Genomic DNA, 18,339 nt, shown 5'->3' with positions numbered 1-18,339 from the left:
ATCCCTCGGCAAGGTTGCGGCTCTGCCCGTAATGTTGCGCCAGCGAAGGATGAGGTATGGTGACCACGGCAGCACAGGGTGACGCGATCCGGCATCTGGCCTTGATCGGGAACTTCCTGCCGCGCCAATGTGGTCTGGCGACGTTCACGACCGACGTGTGGCAGGCGATGCGCGATCGCTTTCCTGACGTGCAGGTCGACGTCTATGCGATGGACGATCATCCGGGCCGGTACGCCTATCCCCCGGCGGTGACGGGGACGATCCCGCAGCATGATTTGTCCGCCTATCTGTCGACGGCGCGCACGATCGAGGCAAGCGGCGCGCAGGCGATCTGGGTGCAGCACGAATATGGTATCTACGGCGGGCCGGCCGGCGAGCATCTGCTCAGCCTGCTCGATCGCACCACTTTGCCGGTCATCGTAACCCTGCATACGGTCCTGGAAAAGCCGAACGCCGACGAGCGTCGCGTGTTGGAAGGCCTGTTGCATCGAGCCGCCAAGATCGTGGTGATGGCCGAGCGCGGTCGCGACATCCTGCGCCGCGTCTATGGCGCAAATCCGCGCCAGATCGCGATGATCCCGCACGGTGTGCCCGACCGCGCGTTCGTCGATCCCGAGACGTTGAAGCCCCGCTTCGGCTGGCAGGGACGCGATGTCGTGCTGACCTTCGGCCTGCTCGCGCCCGGCAAGGGCATCGAGACGATCATCGAGGCGCTGCCCGCAATCGCGGAGCGGCATCCCAACCTGCTCTATGCGGTACTGGGTGCCACCCATCCCAATCTCGTTGCGCATGAAGGCGAGGCCTATCGCGATCGGCTGAAGGCGCTCGCCGATCAGCTGGGTGTCGGCGACAATGTCGCGTTCATCGACGGCTTCGTCGAGCATGACGAACTGCTCGACTATCTGCAGGCCGCCGACATCTACGCGACGCCCTATCTCAATCCCGCGCAGATCACGAGTGGAACGCTGTCCTATGCGGTCGGTGTTGGTAAGGCGGTCGTTTCGACGCCCTACGTCCATGCGACGGAGATTCTGGCGGATGGTCATGGCGTGTTGGTCGACTTCCGCGACGTCGCCGCCTTCGCGCGCGAGATCGATCGCCTGCTGTCGAGCAAGCGGGACCGGACGCGGCTGGCGCAGCGCGCCTACGATCGCGGTCGCACGATGATCTGGCCCCGGCTCGCCGAATCGGCGCTGCACGAGCTGGAGGTCGCCGTCGCCTCGCGGCCGCGCCGCCTCGCCCAGTCGGCGCCGCATGGCCTGCGCGCGCTGGAGCCCAATTTTGCGGCGGTCGAGCGGATGAGTGACGCGACCGGCATGCTCCAGCATTCGATCTATTCGGTGCCCGATCGCCGCCATGGTTATTGCATCGACGATAACGCCCGCGCGTTGATGCTGATGAGCGCGATGGACGATCTGGATCCCGTGGCGCGGGACAAATGGACGACGATCTATGCCTCGTTCATTCAGTACGCCTGGAATCCGGAGGCACGACGGTTTCGCAACTTCATGAACTTCGACCGGACCTGGTGCGAAGACGTGGGTTCTGAGGATTCCAACGGCCGCGCGATCTGGGCGCTCGGTGTCACCGCGCGAGACGGCAAGGACGCCAAGCATCGCGACTGGGCGCGGACGATGTTCGATCGCACCGCCAGTCTGGCGCTGGAGCTGGGGTCGCTGCGCGCGCAATCGTTCGCGATGCTGGGTGCCGCAGCAATGCTGGAGACGTCGCCGGGGCACGAGCTCGCGCGGTCGATCCTCCAACGCTTCCCGGACGACCATCTCGCACTGCTGGCGGCGGCGCGCCGCCCGGAATGGCGCTGGTTCGAGATCGTGCTGGCCTATGACAACGCGCGCCTGCCGCAGGCGCTGGTCGTTGCCGGTCAGGCGCTGGGCCGACAGGACCTGATCGATTGCGGGCTGGAGACGCTCGACTGGATCGTCGCCAAGCAGACGTCGCCGGAGGGGCGCTTCCGCGCGGTGGGCACGGAGAGCTTCCATCGCCCCTATGCCGATCCGTTGCAGTTCGATCAGCAGCCGCTGGAGGCGCAGGCGACGGTCGATGCTTGTCTCGCCGCCTGGCGAGCGACAGGCGACGCCCGCTGGGTTGCCGAGGCGGAGCGGGCGTATGGCTGGTATCTCGGCCATAACGATCTCGACCTGCCGCTGGCGACGGCGGCGGACGGAGGCTGTTTCGACGGCCTGATGCCGACCGGTCTCAATCGCAATCAGGGTGCGGAGTCGATCCTGGCGCTGCAGCTGGCAAGTTGTGCGATTTCGGGGCTTTCAAAGGCGACCCAAGGCGTGGCAGGGACATCGCGCGCCGTCGCCTGATACGATCGGGTGACGGCGTCATAACGACCGGTCGACGAGGGTTCTGAAGCGCGATGGATTTGTTCAATCACGGGTTGCGGCTGCATGCCGATCCGTCCCGCGTCGTCGTCCGCCCGTTCCACATCGCGTGGGGCGGCAAGGGCGGCGCCCCCAACCGGACCGAACGGCTCGTCGGCGAAGTGCTTGCCATGTCGACCGAAGAGGCGCGCGATCAGCTCGAGGCTGTGCTGAAGGATTTCGAGGCGCGCCACTGGCAGACCCGGCGTGTCTTCATGACGCGCTACGACGAGATCGAAGAGCTGCTCGGCCTTGATGGCACCGAGATCAGCGACGAAAAGCGCCAGCTGATCGGCGCCTATTTCTGCCACGAATACAGCTATGCCGCCGCGGCGCTGATGAACCCCAGCGCGGTGCCGCATTTCGATCAGTCGGGCATGCCCGAAGGATCGATGCGCATCCTGATGAGCTTGCGCTCGGTCGGTGAGGGGCACATCTCCTCGGTCGCGTTCCGTGAAGGCATCATTTCGAACGGCCACGAACTGGAACTGGCGCCGGAGCCGCCCTTTGCCACCGCCACCGACGTGATCGGCGGCGAGGAAGAGATGCCGGCGGGGCCGGTCACGGTCTGGCGCCATCGCGATTCGACGCTGTCGGGCACGGTGATCTTCCCGATCACTCAGGCGCAGTCCAAGGGGCTGGAAGATCTGCGCATCAGCCACTTCCAGCATGATGACGGCAGCTTCGAATGGATCGGCACCTACACCGCCTATAACGGGTCGGTGATCCAGTCGGAACTGATGCGCACGCGCGATTTCCGCAGCTTCGACCTCGTGCCGATGTCCGGTTCCGCGGCGCGGAACAAGGGCATGGGCCTGTTCCCGCGTAAGGTCGGCGACCAGTATATGATGATCGGCCGACAGGACGGCGAGAATCTGTTCCTGCTGAAGTCGGACAGCCTGGAGCATTGGGACGAGGGCGAGAAGATCCTGACCCCCGTCTTTCCGTGGGAGCTGGTGCAGATCGGCAATTGCGGTCCGCCCATCGAGCTGGACGAAGGCTGGCTGCTGCTGACCCATGGCGTCGGCGCGATGCGCAAATATTCGATCGGCGCGGCGCTGCTCGACAAGACCGATCCGTCGAAGGTGCTGGGCCGCACGCGCGAACCCATTCTCGCGGCGAAGGATCAGGATCGCGAGGGCTATGTCCCGAACGTCGTCTACAGCTGCGGCGCGATCCGCCACGGCGACACGCTGTTCCTGCCTTATGGCATCGCCGACAGTTCGGTGGGCTTTGCCTTCGTGGCGATCAAGGACCTGCTCGCCGCGATGGTGTGAGGGGGGCGAGTTTCAGCACTGTCACCGTCGTCCCGGCGCAGGCTTGGATAGAGCCTTGAGCGTGGCGGCGGTGCGCCGTCATCGCCTTAGAGCCGGATGCCAATGACCTAGAACCGTTCGTGCTGAGCTTGCCGAAGCACAGGTGCCCGCAAGTGCCGACCCCGCTTGTGAGACCCCGCCCTTCGACAGGCTCAGGGCGAACGGAGAAGGGGGATCAACGCCATGTCATCACGCTCTAGCGCGCGTCGCGGGAGTCGCGCGTGGCGGGGATCTGCGACAATTTGGTCAGCAGCAACGGAATGTCATCGGTGATGAACGTGTCGGTCGGCACGGGCATGCTACGACGCAGCGTACGGCCAACGGTGCTGAACCGATCGCGATGCTGCTGTGCTGACGATGTCACGACTGACCCCAAATGACGCATACGGCAAACCCGGCGATCGCCGGCCGGGGGGGGGGATGGCTGGGCGATCACCGGGTTCTGAGGGGATAACGGCGTGCATCGGTAAGGGTTCCCGGCGCGACGAACGGTTCGTCGCTTTTTGGGATCAGGGCTGCGTCACCGACCGGCGCGTCAGGCGATAGAGGCCAGCGACCAGCGCCAGGAAGGCGATCGTGCCGCCGATCAGTGCGATCGTGTCGAACCCCGCCGGCGCGACCGCCAGTGGGGCGTCGGACCCGGTGACATAGACGATGACGGCGAAGGCGACGCCCCACAGGCTTTCACCGACGATCATGCCGGTCGCGGTAAGCACGCCCATGCGCTTGGCGAATTCGACGTCGGGCGTGCGGTCCGCCCAGCGGTCGTACAATGCGCCGATCACCGCGCCGAGCACGACCGGCAGCGTCACCGCCATCGGCAGATAGACGCCGAGGCCCACGCCGAGCGGCGGCAGGCGGAGCTTGCCGGTGCGGCCCAGCGCTTCGTCGAGGGCGATCACGCCGACGCCGATGAGGGCACCGTAACCGATCATCGCCCAATTGAGGTTGCCGCCGAGGACGCCCTTCGCCAGCGCGGAGATCAGCGCTGCCTGCGGGGCGGCAAGCGCGTTGGGGCCGGCGCCCGGCGCGCCCTGGAACCCCAGCGTCGTGGCGAGCAGTTCGAGCACGGGCGGCACGACGAGGCTGCCGAAGATGACGCCGAAGATCAGCGCGACCTGCTGCTTCCAGGGCGTTGCGCCGACCAGTTGGCCGGTCTTGAGGTCTTGGAGGTTGTCGTTGGAGATGGTCGCGACGCCGAAGACGATGCCGGTGACGATCAGGGCATAGGCGACGAGCGCCTGCGTCGTGTCCGCCCCGGCGCCGCGCCCGAACAGCCCGACCAGCATCAGCGAGGCGGCGAGGACGGAGAGGATGCCGATCCCCGACACCGGGCTGTTCGACGCGCCGATCAGACCCGCCATATAGCCGCACACCGCCGCGATCACGAGGCCGAGGACGAGTACGAACACCAAGGCGCCGGCGATCAGCACGACCGCCGATCCCGCCAGCGGCCCCCCTGCGATCACCGACCAGAGCAGCCCCGCGATCGGCACCAAAGTCGCGAGGCTGACGATCCCGACGATGCCGATCGGCAGATCGCGCTCGCCCAGCGCCAGCGTCGCGCCGCTGCGCTTGGCTGCGCTGGCCGCGATCGACGAGCGGATTCCCGCGATCACCGGCCCGATGATCTTGAGCAACGTCCAGATCGCCGCGACGCCGATGACGCCTGCGCCCAGGAAGCGCACGTCGGTGCGGAATACGCCGCCGACCCAAGCCTCCAGGCCGACGCCGGCCGCGGCAGGCGACAGGCCGGTGAGGATCGGCAGGGCGACCCACCAGCCGATGACGACGCCGGCGAACATCGCGAGGCCGACCGACAGGCCGACGAGATGCCCGGCACCGATCAGCGCGAACGAAAGTCCGCCCGAGATCGCGGTCGCGCCGCTGCCGACGCGGAAGAATTGTGCCGCCTCTGCAACGACCAGTTTCGTCTGCGTGAGCAGTGCGAAGCCGGCCGAGACGATCGCGTTGACGACAATGAGCTTGAGGCCCTTGCCGCTTTCCGCTTCGCCCGCGCGGCTGCCGGCGCCGACCATCAGCACCTCGGCGGCGGCGCGGCCTTCGGGATAGGGCAGGTCGGTATCGACCACGAGCGCGCGGCGCAGCGGCACCGAGAACATGACGCCGAGGATGCCGCCGGTCATCGTGATCCCGGCAGTGAGCAGATAGGGGAAGCCCTGCCACCAGCCGATCATGACGAGGCCGGGGAGCACGAAAATGATCGCCGCCAACGTGCCCGCCGCCGACGCGACCGTCTGTACGATGTTGTTTTCGAGGATCGTCGCGCCCGGCAGATAGCGCAGGATCGCCATCGAAATGACCGCGGCCGGGATCGACGTTGCGAAGGTAAGGCCGACCTTCAGCCCGAGATACACGTTCGCCGCGGTGAACAGCAGCGTGATGAGCCCGCCGAGCAGGATGCCGCGAACGGTGAGTTCGGCGACGGGCGTCGTGCGGTCGGACCGGGAAGAGGGGGCGGTGGCCATGGATCGGGGCACTCGTCGGCAAGGGGAGGTGTCGCGTGGTTCTGCACGTCGCATGGCGGATCGGCAATGGTGGGCGTCCGCGCGACATAAGCTTGCGCTATCTCGACAGCGGACGCTGCTTTCCGCTAGGCGGCGGCCATGACCACGAACACACCCTTGCGCGTCGCCTTGTCCGGTCTCGGTACGGTCGGCGGCGGCGTCATCCGCCTGCTCGATGCGAACCGTGACCTCATCACCCGCCGCGCGGGCCGCGGGATCGAGGTGGTGGCGGTGTCCGCCCGCGATCGTAGCAAGGACCGTGGGATCGACCTGACCCGTTTCGACTGGGTGGACGACACGCGCGAGCTGGCGTCGCACCCGCAGGCGGATGTGGTGGTGGAACTGATCGGCGGCTCCGACGGCCCGGCGCTGACGCTCGCCCGCTCGACGCTGGCGGCGGGCAAGGGCTTCGTCACAGCCAACAAGGCGATGCTGGCGCACCATGGCCTGGAACTGGCCAGCGCGGCCGAGGCGGCGGGCGTGCCGCTGAAGTTCGAGGCGGCGGTCGCGGGCGGCATCCCAGTGATCAAGGGCTTGCGCGAAGGCGCCGCGGCCAATGCGATCGGCCGGGTGTACGGCATCCTCAACGGCACCTGCAATTTCATCCTGTCCAAGATGGAAGCCGAGGGCCGCGATTTCGCCGAGGTGCTCGCCGAGGCGCAGGCGCTGGGCTATGCCGAGGCAGACCCGAGCTTCGATATCGACGGCATCGACGCCGCGCACAAATTGTCGATCCTGGCGAGCATCGCCTTCGGCACGCGGCCGGCGTTCGCGGACGTGGCGGCGACGGGCGTGCGCCACGTTATCGCGGCGGACATCGCGGAGGCGGCGGCGCTGGGGTATAAGGTGCGGCTGGTCGGCGTCGCCGAATCCGGCGCGAACGGGCTGTTCCAGCGCGTCCACCCGCATCTGGTGCCGATCGACCATCCGCTCGCCCATGTCACCGGGTCGCTCAATGCGGTGGTGGCGGAGGGCAATTTCGTCGGCCGGCTGTTCTTCCAGGGCGCCGGTGCGGGCGAGGGGCCGACCGCGAGCGCCGTGGTCGCCGACCTGATCGACATCGCGCGCGGCGAGTTCGGCCCGCCCTATGCGATGCCCGCCGCCTCGCTGACCGCAGAGTCCAAGGCGGACAGCGGCGAGCGGCGCGCGCGGGCCTATCTGCGCTTCACCGTCGAGGACAAGGTGGGCGTGCTTGCCGAGATCGCCGCGGCGATGCGCGATGCCGGCGTGTCGATCGAAAGCCTGATCCAGCGCGGCGTCGCCGCCGACGGCAGCGTCATCGTCGCGATCGTGACGCACGAAGGGCCGGAACGCAGCGTCGCGCATGCGCTGGAGAAGCTGCGCGGCTCGCAGAGCCTTGCAGGCCAGCCTTTGTGGATGCCGATCCTGGGGTGACATCCGCCGTTTCGAGGAAGATGGACGACAGGAACACCTGAACCGAAACGGTCGGGGGTTATCGTTTGGGGTAGTGTCCCACGGCTTATCGTTGGCGCGTGTTGCTCCCGCCATTTTCGTCATCCCGGCGAATGGGAGGACGTGCCGCCTACGGCTTGACCGTCACCGTGCCCGTGGGCGGCGGGTCGTCGAGCGGGATGGCGATGCGGCCGCGTTTGTCGGGTTTCTTGGCGAAGGCGGATTTGAGTGCTTTCGCCGCGGCGATCGCCATCGGCACGATCGGCGGGCCGAAGCCCACCGTACAGCCGCCCTGGCGTGCCGCGCAGGGCGTTCCCTGCAATTCCAGCGCGCGGACGCTCGACAGTTCGGGGTTGGCGCCGCGGCCGGGGACGGGGTCGCGCTCGTCGGGCAGGGGCAGGCGATTGCCGGTGTCGCCATTGCCGCAAACGACGATCGTGCCCTTGTCGTCGGGCTGGCCGCATTGCTTGGCGAGGATCGAGAATCGCTGCGGCGTGGCGGCCGGCTGTGAGGCGGTGGCCGGCTGCGTCGCAGCGGCAGCCTGCAGGGCGAAGGCGAGCAGGATCATGGCGCCAGAGGCCGGTCGGTGGTGCCGGTCAGGCCGTTGCGACTGCTCATCGTGACGCCGGCCATGCCGCCGCCGACCTTGAAGGGCGAGAGTTCCTCGACCGGATTGGTGCGGTGGAGCAGGCGGTCGCGTTCGACGGCGACCGCTTCGTAGCGCGGATCGCCGGCATCATGGACGATGAAGGGGACTCGGAAGCGGTCGGCGCGGCGGCGCCCGCAGACGGTGATGTCGGTCGTGTTGGGATCGGCGATGCAGCGTTCGCCGGCGATCACGTCGCGCGATCGCCCGATCAGCTCCTGGGCATCGTCTCCCGCCTGTACGGCCAGCAGCATCATCCAGATCATGCATCCCCCCTCATGCGGGCAGGGCCTATCGTCGCGGGTCGATCGCGTTCGGTCAATCGTCTCCGATCGGTCGTCCCCGAGCAATCGTCCGCGGTCAGTCGTCGAAGTCGGTCTTGAAGATCGTGCGGCCGCGGCTGGTGCAGAATTTGTCGCCGACAACCTGACATTTCGTACCGTCATTGGCGAAGGCGCGGTCCTTCGAATTGCGGGCAAGCGGATCGGGTTCGTAGGGAACGCGATAATCCTCCTGCCGCGGCGGCGGGGTGCAGGCGCCGCTGATGCAGCCGAGCGTCGGTTTGGAGGGCGTCAGCTTGAACCCCGCGACGGTGTCGTTGGCGGCGGACGGGATCAGCAACAGCAGCGCGAACATGGGACGGGCACTCCCGAACGGCTTTGGTGGGAACGAATGTTGGCCGAAACGGCGCGACGATCAAGCGCTAACCGGGGCGACCTGCAGGCGGGGGATTTCGTTCGCGGGGCAGCGGTCCATCACGACCTGCAATCCGGCGGCCTCGGCACGGGCGGCGGCGGCCTCGTCGATCGCGCCCAATTGCATCCACACCGCCTTGGCGCCGATCGCGATCGCCTGATCGACGATTGGGCCGACCGCGTCGGAGCGGCGGAAGATATCGACGATGTCGATCGGATCGCCCAATTGGTCGAGGTCGCGGAAGACGAATTCGCCGTGCAGGTGCTCGCCGGTGATCTGCGGATTGACCGGGATCACGCGATAGCCGTGGGTCTGGAGCGTCGCCATGACGCGGTACGACGGGCGATTGGGCCGATCGGACGCACCGACCAGCGCGATGGTGCGGGCGGTTTCGAGCAGCGTCTTGATCGCGGCATCGTCGGTGAGGGGCATCGGTGCGTCTCCGGCTGGTTGGGAGCTATACCGTTGCCGGGGGCGGTGGTTCCGCGGGTGGGGCCGAGGTGTTGGCGTTCCGCAGCTTTCTTCTCGTCACCCCGGACGTGATCCGGGGTCCCGCTGATCGGCGAGGTTCGAAGAAGAAGCGGGACCCCGACTCGAGGCCGGGGTGACGGGTGTGGTGGTGACGCGGGCGGGGGCGTTAGTGGGTGGCGAGCCACTCCGCGACGCGGGCGGCGATGGGGGCGAAGATCGTGTCGTTCGGGTCCGCGGCCGGCGGGCGGCCGGCGTCGGAGGCGGTGCGGATGTCGATCGCCAGCGGCACGCGGCCGAGGAAGGGCAGGCCGAGGCGCTGGGCGGTGGCTTCGGCGCCGCCCTGGCCGAAGGGGTCGGAGATTTCGCCGCAATGCGGGCAGGCATAGCCCGCCATATTTTCGACGAGGCCGATCACCGGCACGCCGGCCTTGTCGAACAGGTCGATCGCGCGGGTAGCGTCGATCAGCGCGAGGTCCTGCGGGGTCGAGACGATCACCGCGCCCGCCGGCTTGTGCTTCTGCACCATCGTCAGCTGCACGTCGCCGGTGCCGGGCGGCAGGTCGAGTACGAGCGTGTCGGTGGCGCCCCAGTCCGCCTCGACCAATTGGGTCAGCGCGCCCGCGACCATCGGCCCGCGCCAGGCGAGTGCGCGGCCGTCCTCGACCAACTGCCCCATGGACAGCATCGGCACGCCATAGGGGGTGGGGACGGGATCGAGCACCTTGTCCTTCGCGGTCGGCCGCTTGCCCTCGGCGGCCATCAGCCGCGGTTGCGAGGGGCCGTAGATGTCGGCGTCGACCAACCCGACGCGGCGGCCGCTCTGCTTCAGGGCGATGGCGAGATTGGCGGCGAGCGTTGACTTGCCGACGCCGCCCTTGCCGCTCGCCACTGCGATCAACCGGCGCGCCACGCGCTCGGCGGTGACGACGAGGCGGACCTCGCCAGCCCAGCTGCGTTCGGCGGCGGCGCGGACCTCCGCCTCCAGCGCCGCGCGCGCGCTCGCCGACAGGCCGGTCGCGTCGAGGACGATGCCAGCGCGGTCGCCTTCGAAGCGCAAGGTGGCGCGGCTGCCGGCGGCGGCGCGGACGGCGGCGATCGTAACGTCTTGTGTCATGGGCGCGCAGATAGGGGCCCGGCTGCGGCTTGGCACTGTTTTTCCGCAAACACCCTCCTATAACAGAGGGCATGACGATCCTGCCGGGCAACACCAATCGCCCTCCCATTCTCGCCGCCGAACCGCCGAAGAGCCCGTGGGGATCGGGCGATGACGATCAGGGCGGTGGCCCGCGCAACCCCTGGGCGCTGCCGCCTGGCGGTCGCAAGCCCGCCAACAAGCCGACGGCGCTCGACGAATTTCTGAAGAAGGCGCGCGGCGGTGGCGGCGGCGGCAATGGCGGAGGCGGCGGCTTCGGCGGCCTGCCCGTGTCGCCCAATCCGCGGGCGCTGTGGCTGATCGGGGCGGGAATCATCCTGCTCGTCTGGATTCTCTACACCTCGATCCACCCGATCGCGCCGCAGGAACGCGGCGTGGTGACGTACCTTGGCCGCTATTCGGGGACTCTGGATCCCGGCATCGCGATGACGATGCCCGCGCCGATCGCGCGCGTGGTGAAGGTGGACGTGCAGAATATCCGCATCGAGAATTTCCCCGAGACCGGCTCGGAAAATCTGATGCTGACGCGCGATCAGAACATCATCGACCTCGCCTATGCGGTGCGGTGGAAGATCGCGAATCCGCAGGATTACGTGTTCCAGATCGACAAGCCGCGCGAGACGGTGCGCGCGACGGCGGAAAGCGTGATGCGCGAAGTGGTCGCCAACCAGACGCTCGACGCGGCGCTCGGGCCGGGCCGCGCGCAGATGGAGAACCAGGCGCAGGAGCGGATGCAGAAGGTGCTGGACGATTACAAGTCGGGCATCGTCGTCGTCGGCGTCGGCATCAAGCAGGCCGATCCGCCCGCGCGCGTCAACGATGCGTTCAAGGACGTGACCGCCGCGCAGCAGGACGCGCAGGGCGTGCGCAACCAGGCGCAATCCTATGCCAAGCAGGTGATCGCGCGCGCCGAGGGCGAGGCGTCGCAGTTCGACAAGGTGTACGAGCAATATAAGCTCGCCCCCGCCGTCACCCGCCGCCGCATGTATTACGAGACCATGGAGGCCGTGCTGGCCAAGTCCGACAAGACGATCGTCGAGCCGTCGAACGTCGTGCCCTATCTGCAGTCGCAGGGCGCGCGCCGCCTGCCTGACAGCGTACCTGCGGCACCGGCGGCGGTGACGCCGACCCAGCCCGTCACCACGACGGGAGGCGGCCAGTGAAGGGGCTCTGGCGGCACCCGATCGCGCTCGGTATGGCGGCGCTGATCCTCGTCATCCTGCTCGCCGCGACGATCGTGATCGTGCCCGAGACGCAGCAGGTGGTGATCCTGCGCTTCGAACAGCCGGTGCGCACGGTGAATGCGTGGAAGCCGAACGAACAGTTCGGGCGGACGGGCGCGGGCCCGATCCTGCGCATTCCGTTCGTCGACCGGCTGGTATGGCTGAACAAGCGCGTGCTGGACGTCGATTACGACAATCAGCAGGTGCTCTCGTCCGATCAGCTGCGGCTCGAGGTCGATGCCTATGCGCGCTTCCGCATCATCAACCCGCTGAAGGCGGTGAACGCGACCGGCAGTACGTCGCAGACCGAAAGCGCGATCACCGATGCGCTGCGGCCGCTGCTCGGCAGCTCGATCCGCAACGAGCTCGGCAACCAGCCGTTCGCGACATTGCTCAGCCCCGAGCGCGATCAGGTGATGGACAATATCCAGGCGCGCCTGCAGCGGCTTGCCAGCCAATATGGCGTGCAGATCGTCGACGTGCGGATCAAGCATGCCGACCTGCCCGATGGCAGCCCGCTCGACCGTGCGCTCGCGCGGATGGCGACGGCGCGCCAGCAGCAGGCGATCACGATCCGCGCGCAGGGGCAGAAGGACGCGCAGATCATCCGCGGCGAAGCCGATGCGCAGGCCGCGCGCATCTATGCCGAAAGCTTCACCAAGGACGCTGACTTCTACGACTTCTACCGCGCCATGCAGTCGTATCGTCACACGTTCGGGGCAGATGGCGGCCCGGCGCCCAGCGGGTCGACGAACATCATCCTGTCGCCGAACAACAGTTACTTGCGCGAGTTCGAAGGGCGTGGTCGGTAACGGGGAGGCCAGTGGGGCGTTGATTGTCGGCGCCCCGCTCCCCAGCTGATCATTCCCAGCTTTCGGGGCCGTGAACATTCAAGCGGCGTTCAGGCGTTCGGGGCCAGTACGGCCCCGCTCCGGGACGCCATTTAAGAAGAGGATTTCCCCCTAGTGCGCTACGCCTACGCCATCACCAGTGCGCTTCTCCTTGGCGGTGCGACCGCCACGCTCGCGCTGCAGCCGAGCGTCGCCCAGCAGGCCCAGAACGAACCGGGTGCCATCCAGGCGAGCGTGCCGCGCTCGGGCGCGCCGATGAGCTTTGCCGACATGGTCGCCAAGCTGCAGCCGGCGGTCGTAAACATCTCGACCAAGCAGACGATCGTGCAGCGTCAGCAGGCGAACCCGTTCTCGGGCACGCCCTTCGGCGACCTGTTCGGCGGCATGGGCATGGGCGGACAGGGTGCGCCGGTGAAGCGCGAGGGCGCGTCGTTGGGCTCGGGCTTCCTGATCTCGCCAGACGGCTATGTCGTGACCAACAACCACGTCATCGCGCCGGGCGCGCAGGGCGCGACGGTCAATTCGATCACCGTCACGCTGAACAACAACAAGGAATATACCGCCAAGGTCATCGGCAAGGACCAGGATTCGGACCTGGCGCTGCTCAAGATCGACGCGACCAACCTGCCCTATGTGAAGTGGGGCGACAGCAGCAAGGCGCGGGTCGGCGACTGGGTGCTGGCGATCGGCGAGCCCTTCGGCCTGGGCGGCACGGTGACCGCGGGTATCATCTCGGCGATCAACCGCGTCACCGGACAGGGCGGTGCATACGACCGCTTCATCCAGACCGACGCCTCGATCAACCAGGGCAATTCGGGCGGCCCGATGTTTGACCTCAACGGCAATGTGATCGGCGTCAATTCGCAGATCTTCAGCCAATCGGGCGGCAACATCGGCATCGGCTTCGCGATCCCCGCGGCGACCGCCAAGCCGATCATCGAAACGTTCATGAAGGGCGGCAAGATCACACGCGGCTATATCGGCGTGACGATCGGCGGCGCGGTGGACGACGATGCGGCGGCGGCACTCGGCATTCCCAAGGGCCAGGGCGAGCTGATCGCCGGGGTCGAGCCGACGGGGCCGTCGGCGAAGGCGGGCCTGCGCTCGGGCGACGTGGTGACGCGGATCAACGGCCAGGACGTCAATCCGAACCAGACGCTGACCTATCTCGTGTCGAACCTGCAGCCGGGCACGACCGCGCGCTTCGATATCCTGCGCGGCGGCAAGCCGATGACGATCAACATCGCCGTCGCGACGCGTCCGTCGAACGAGCAGTTGCAGGCGCGCGCCAACGGCGGCGAGGATTCGGGCGGCTTCGGGCCGAACGGTGGTCAGGGAGACGACGACGGGTCGGATGACGGCACGACGCAAGGAACAACGGCCCCGCTCGGCCTGAACGTCCAGCCGCTGACGCCGGGTATCGCGCGCGCGATCGGCGTCGATCCGACGGTGCAGGGCGTCGTCATCGCGACGGTCGACGCAAGCAGCGACGCCGCCGGCAAGCTGAAGCGCGGCGATGTCATCCAGGGCATCAATGGCAACCCGGTGCGCACCGCGGCGGATGTCGCGCGGATCGTCGCCCAGGCGAAGGCGGCGGGCCGTCCGCAGGTACTGCTGCTGGTGCAGCGTGGCCGCGGCGCGCCGGGCTTCATCCCGCTCAAGGTGAAGTGATCGCGTCCGGTACGACATTACGCCGTCACCGCGGGTCAAGCCTGGGGTGACGGGAAAAGGGTCGCTGCTCTTTCAGGGCGGCGGCCCTTTTCCTTTGGCCGCCCGCCGCGCTACGTCTGCCGCCGGGAACAAGCAGGAGCGCGAGGCATGGCGGACGGGATCTTCATCGGGGCCGGCGAAGGCGAGGGCGGTAAGCCGCAGATGCTCGACCTCCGCCGAGCCAACCGCCACGGGCTGATCGCGGGGGCGACCGGCACCGGCAAGACGGTGACGGTGCAGGGGATCATCGAGGGGTTCAGCACGATCGGCGTGCCGAGCTTCGTCGCGGACGTGAAGGGCGACCTGTCCGGCCTCGCCATGGCGGGATCGCCGACCGCCAAGACGCACGCCGCCTTCGCCGCGCGCGCCGCGGAGATCGGCGAAAGCGACTGGGCCTATGCCGACACGCCCGTGCAATTCTGGGATCTATACGGCGAACAGGGCCATCCGATCCGCACCACCGTCAGCGAGATGGGGCCGCTATTGCTCAGCCGGCTGCTCGACCTCAACGAGGTGCAGGAGGGCGTGATGACGATCGCCTTCCACGTCGCCGACAAGGAAGGGCTGCTGCTGCTCGACCTCGACGATTTGCAGGCGATGCTGGCGCATTGCGCGGAGCGGGCGGACGAGCTGACGACGACCTACGGCAATGTGTCCAAGCAATCGATCGGCGCGATCCAGCGATCGCTGCTCCAGCTGCGCACGCAGGGGGGCGAGCATTTCTTCGGCGAGCCGGCGCTGGAGATGGACGATTTCCTCCGCACCGACGACAAGGGGCGGGGCATCGTCAACATACTCGCCGCCGACAAATTGATGGCGGCGCCGAAGCTCTACAGCACCTTCCTGCTGTGGCTGATGAGCGAGCTGTTCGAGCATCTGCCCGAGGTGGGCGACCCCGATAAGCCCAAGCTCGTCTTCTTCTTCGACGAGGCGCATCTGCTGTTCGACGATGCGCCGAAAGCGTTGCTCGACAAGATCGAACAGGTCGTGCGGCTGATCCGCTCGAAGGGCGTCGGCATCTATTTCATCACGCAGAACCCGATCGACGTTCCCGATACGGTGGCGGGGCAGCTGGGCAATCGCGTGCAGCATGCGTTGCGCGCCTTCACGCCGCGTGACCAGGCGGCGGTGCGCAGTGCCGCCGAGACGTTCCGCGCCAATCCCGGCGTCGACGTGGCGACCGCGATCACCGAGTTGAAAGTCGGCGAGGCTTTGGTGTCGCTGCTCCAGCCCGATGGGTCGCCGTCGCCGGTCGAGCGCACGCTGATCAAGCCGCCCGCCAGCCGCGTCGGCCCGGTGACCCCGCAGGAGCGCGGCGTGATGATCCAGACCGACGCGATCGGCGACAAATACGACACGGCGGTGGATCGCGAGTCGGCCGAGGAAATCCTCGCCGCCAAGACGCAGGAGGCGGCGGCGTCCGCGGCGGCGGCACGGGCGGCCGACGATGCGGAAAAGGCGGCGGCGGTGCAGGCCAGGCAGGACGCGCAGGCTGCGAAGGAAGCAGCGCGGGCCGCGGCGGCGCAGGCGAAGGCCGATGCGCAGGCGCAGCGCGCGGCGGAGCGTGAGGCGGCGAACAGCCCTTGGGCGAAGGCGGTGACCTCTGCGACGCGGGCGGCGAGTTCGTCGATCGGGCGGCAGGTGGCCAACGAGATCGGCAAGCAGGTGTTCGGCACGGGATCGCGGCGGTCGTCGTCGTCCGGTGGTCTCGTGGGGACGGTGCTGCGCAGCGTGCTGGGGAATTTGATGCGGCGGTGACGGGGGGGCGGATTCCCGCCCGTCGTCCCACCCACCGCGTCACCCCGGACTTGGTCCGGGGTCCACCGGGCCGCGGGGGGCTGGCCTGAACCTTTGACCGTCCCCCTTGCCGCGGAGTGGACCCCGGACCAAGTCCGGGGTGACGGGGTGTTCGTGGGCTGTGGTGCGGCTGTCGTCGGCCGTCGGTTTGGTCTGGGCGGTGTTGGGGGAGGTTTGCCTCACTTCGTCACCCCGGACTTGATCCGGGGTCCCGCTACCTCCGCCGGTTGAAGGAGCGGGACCCCGGCTCAAGGCCGGGGTGACGGAGTATTTTGGGCGAGCGTCGCATTCGGCGCCGCCCCGCGACTTCTCCTCTTCGCGTGCCTATATCCCGGCCATGCACCTGCGCACGCCCGCCATAGTCCTCGCCGTTCGGGCGCATGGCGAGCATGGGGCGGTGGTGCGGGCGCTGACGCGCCGCGATGGCGTGCAGCCGGGCTATGTCCGGGGCGGTCGATCGCGGCAGATGCGGCCGATCCTGCAGCCGGCCAATGCGATCCAGGGGGAATGGCGGGCGCGGACGGGGGAGCAATTACCGGCGCTGACCATCGAACCGCTGCAAAGCCGCGCCGCTTTGCACGGCGAGCCGCTCGCGGCGGCGGCGCTCGCCTGGGTGACCGCGTTGACGGCGGCGGCCTTGCCGGAGGCGCAGCCCTATCCGCACCTGTTCGATGGTTTGGGCGCGGTGCTCGATGCGGTGGAGGCGGCGCCGTCCGCGCGTGGCTGGGCGAGCGTGCTGGTGCGCTACGAGCTGCTGCTGCTCGCCGAGCTGGGGTTCGGGCTGGACCTCGGCCGGTGCGTGGTGACGGGCGGCGATGCGGATCTGGCCTATGTCTCGCCGCGTAGCGGGGGGGCGGTGTCGCGCGGCGCGGCCTATGGCTATGAGGAGAAATTGTTTGCATTGCCGGCGTTTCTGCATGCCGGCGGGGCGGCGGAGTGGCCGGATATCTTTGCCGGGCTGGCGATCACCGGCCATTTCCTCAGCCGCGACGTGCTGACCGACCGACACGCCGATCCGCTCGCGGCACGCGCGCGGCTGGTCGCCATGCTGAAAAGGGCCGTTGCGTGAGCAAGGCCCGCGCGGCTAGGCAGCGGCCATGGCAATGATCGCTCTCCTCGCCGGTGACGGCATCGGTCCCGAAGTCGTCGCACAGGCGCGCCGCGTGCTCGACGCGCTCGACCTCGATCTCACCTATGAAGAGGCGCTGGTCGGCGGCGTCGCCTATCATCAGGCGGGCCATCCGCTGCCGGAGGCGACGCTCGACGTGGCGCGGCGCGCGGATGCTTTGCTGTTCGGCGCGGTCGGCGATCCGACGTGCGACAGCCTCGAACGCGGCCTGCGGCCCGAACAGGCGATCCTGGGCCTGCGCAAGCACCTGGGCCTGTTTTCCAACCTGCGGCCCGCGACGCTGTTCGAAGGGTTGGAGGATGCGAGCGCGCTGAAGCCGGAGGTGGCGAAGGCGATCGACCTGCTGATCGTGCGCGAGCTGAACGGCGACGTCTATTTCGGCGAAAAGGGCCGGCGCGAGGGCAAGAACGGCGCGCGCGAAGGCTATGACATCATGTCATACGACGAGACCGAAGTGCGCCGCATCGCGCATGTCGGCTTTCAGGCGGCGGCGAAGCGGCGTGGGCAGCTGTGCTCGGTCGACAAGGCGAACGTGCTCGAAACCTCGCAATTGTGGCGCGACGTGGTGATCGAGGTGTCGGCCGAATATCCCGACGTGCAGCTCACCCATATGTACGTCGACAATGCCGCGATGCAGCTGGTGCGCAATCCGGGGCAGTTCGACGTGATCGTTACCGGCAATCTGTTCGGCGACATCCTGTCGGATCAGGCGTCGATGTGTGCAGGGTCGATCGGCATGCTGCCCTCGGCCAGCCTGGATGACGCGGGCAAGGGGCTGTACGAGCCGATCCACGGCTCGGCGCCCGATATCGCGGGGCAGGGCAAGGCCAATCCGTGCGCGGCGATCCTGTCGGCGGCGATGATGCTGCGCCATTCGCTGGGCCAGCCCGCGGCGGCGGACCGGATCGAGGCGGCGGTGGCGCAGGCGATCCGCGACGGCGCGCGTACCGCGGACCTGGGCGGCACGATGAGCACCGCCGCGATGGGCGACGCGGTCCTCGCCGCGCTGTAAGCGA

Annotated in this window: 16 protein-coding genes; 9 read left to right on the top strand and 7 right to left on the bottom strand. The window is 68.0% G+C overall.

Features of this window, described 5'->3' with window-relative positions:
* Window positions 1-56: 56 nt before the first annotated feature.
* Window positions 57-2,333 (top strand): glycosyltransferase family 4 protein, encoded by a 2,277-nt coding sequence (locus SPHME3_RS0101720; RefSeq protein WP_017977580.1) that lies wholly within the window; start codon window positions 57-59, stop codon window positions 2,331-2,333.
* 53 nt (window positions 2,334-2,386) lie between these two features.
* Window positions 2,387-3,667 carry a glycoside hydrolase family 130 protein gene (locus SPHME3_RS0101715; RefSeq protein ID WP_017977581.1) on the top strand — a complete coding sequence of 427 codons (1,281 nt, stop codon included), beginning with the start codon at window positions 2,387-2,389 and terminating at the stop codon, window positions 3,665-3,667.
* Window positions 3,668-3,902: 235 nt separating this feature from the next.
* Here the strand turns inward: SPHME3_RS0101715 and SPHME3_RS20940 are convergent, their stop codons facing one another.
* Both SPHME3_RS20940 and SPHME3_RS0101705 read right to left on the bottom strand, forming a co-directional pair.
* Window positions 3,903-4,070, bottom strand: a complete 168-nt coding sequence (locus tag SPHME3_RS20940; RefSeq protein WP_156002590.1) for a hypothetical protein — start codon at window positions 4,068-4,070, stop codon at window positions 3,903-3,905.
* A 145-nt stretch (window positions 4,071-4,215) separates the two neighbouring features.
* A complete protein-coding gene (locus SPHME3_RS0101705) occupies window positions 4,216-6,195 on the bottom strand; it encodes an OPT family oligopeptide transporter (protein WP_017977583.1) in 1,980 nt (659 codons plus the stop codon).
* Window positions 6,196-6,333: 138 nt separating this feature from the next.
* Between SPHME3_RS0101705 and SPHME3_RS0101700 the strand changes: the two genes are divergently transcribed.
* Complete coding sequence (locus SPHME3_RS0101700) at window positions 6,334-7,629, top strand: homoserine dehydrogenase (protein ID WP_017977584.1); 1,296 nt, start codon at window positions 6,334-6,336, stop codon at window positions 7,627-7,629.
* Between the two features lie 148 nt (window positions 7,630-7,777).
* On the opposite strand, the gene SPHME3_RS0101695 is transcribed toward SPHME3_RS0101700, so the two are convergent.
* The 5 genes from SPHME3_RS0101695 to SPHME3_RS0101675 form a co-directional block, all read right to left on the bottom strand.
* A complete protein-coding gene (locus tag SPHME3_RS0101695) occupies window positions 7,778-8,215 on the bottom strand; it encodes a hypothetical protein (protein ID WP_017977585.1) in 438 nt (145 codons plus the stop codon).
* Complete coding sequence (locus tag SPHME3_RS0101690) at window positions 8,212-8,559, bottom strand: hypothetical protein (protein ID WP_017977586.1); 348 nt, start codon at window positions 8,557-8,559, stop codon at window positions 8,212-8,214. The genes SPHME3_RS0101695 and SPHME3_RS0101690 overlap by 4 nt, the downstream gene beginning before the upstream one ends.
* Before the next feature lie 94 nt (window positions 8,560-8,653).
* Entirely contained in the window at window positions 8,654-8,929 is a 276-nt protein-coding gene (locus tag SPHME3_RS0101685) for a hypothetical protein (RefSeq protein WP_017977587.1), read from the bottom strand.
* Window positions 8,930-8,989: 60 nt separating this feature from the next.
* Window positions 8,990-9,421, bottom strand: a complete 432-nt coding sequence (locus tag SPHME3_RS0101680) for a CoA-binding protein (protein WP_017977588.1) — start codon at window positions 9,419-9,421, stop codon at window positions 8,990-8,992.
* A 205-nt stretch (window positions 9,422-9,626) separates the two neighbouring features.
* Window positions 9,627-10,574, bottom strand: coding sequence for an Mrp/NBP35 family ATP-binding protein (locus SPHME3_RS0101675; RefSeq protein ID WP_017977589.1), 948 nt, complete (start codon window positions 10,572-10,574; stop codon window positions 9,627-9,629).
* 71 nt (window positions 10,575-10,645) lie between these two features.
* Between SPHME3_RS0101675 and hflK the strand changes: the two genes are divergently transcribed.
* From hflK to leuB, 6 genes are all read left to right on the top strand, one after another.
* On the top strand, window positions 10,646-11,776 hold the full coding sequence (hflK, locus tag SPHME3_RS0101670) for an FtsH protease activity modulator HflK (RefSeq protein WP_017977590.1): 1,131 nt from the start codon (window positions 10,646-10,648) through the stop codon (window positions 11,774-11,776).
* 32 nt (window positions 11,777-11,808) lie between these two features.
* Window positions 11,809-12,648, top strand: a complete 840-nt coding sequence (hflC, locus tag SPHME3_RS0101665; protein ID WP_017977591.1) for a protease modulator HflC — start codon at window positions 11,809-11,811, stop codon at window positions 12,646-12,648.
* A 153-nt stretch (window positions 12,649-12,801) separates the two neighbouring features.
* The gene (locus SPHME3_RS0101660) at window positions 12,802-14,358 is read left to right on the top strand and encodes a Do family serine endopeptidase (RefSeq protein WP_017977592.1); all 1,557 of its coding nucleotides are present in this window, start codon (window positions 12,802-12,804) and stop codon (window positions 14,356-14,358) included.
* A gap of 147 nt (window positions 14,359-14,505) precedes the next feature.
* Window positions 14,506-16,155 (top strand): helicase HerA-like domain-containing protein, encoded by a 1,650-nt coding sequence (locus tag SPHME3_RS0101655; protein WP_017977593.1) that lies wholly within the window; start codon window positions 14,506-14,508, stop codon window positions 16,153-16,155.
* Between the two features lie 376 nt (window positions 16,156-16,531).
* Entirely contained in the window at window positions 16,532-17,263 is a 732-nt protein-coding gene (recO, locus tag SPHME3_RS0101650) for a DNA repair protein RecO (RefSeq protein WP_017977594.1), read from the top strand.
* A 34-nt stretch (window positions 17,264-17,297) separates the two neighbouring features.
* The gene (gene leuB, locus SPHME3_RS0101645; protein WP_017977595.1) at window positions 17,298-18,335 is read left to right on the top strand and encodes a 3-isopropylmalate dehydrogenase; all 1,038 of its coding nucleotides are present in this window, start codon (window positions 17,298-17,300) and stop codon (window positions 18,333-18,335) included.
* Window positions 18,336-18,339 lie beyond the last annotated feature (4 nt).

The sequence above is a fragment of the Sphingomonas melonis DAPP-PG 224 genome, assembly GCF_000379045.1.
In the GTDB taxonomy this organism is placed as follows: domain Bacteria; phylum Pseudomonadota; class Alphaproteobacteria; order Sphingomonadales; family Sphingomonadaceae; genus Sphingomonas; species Sphingomonas aquatilis.
This window is presented reverse-complemented; position numbering and strand designations above follow the sequence as displayed.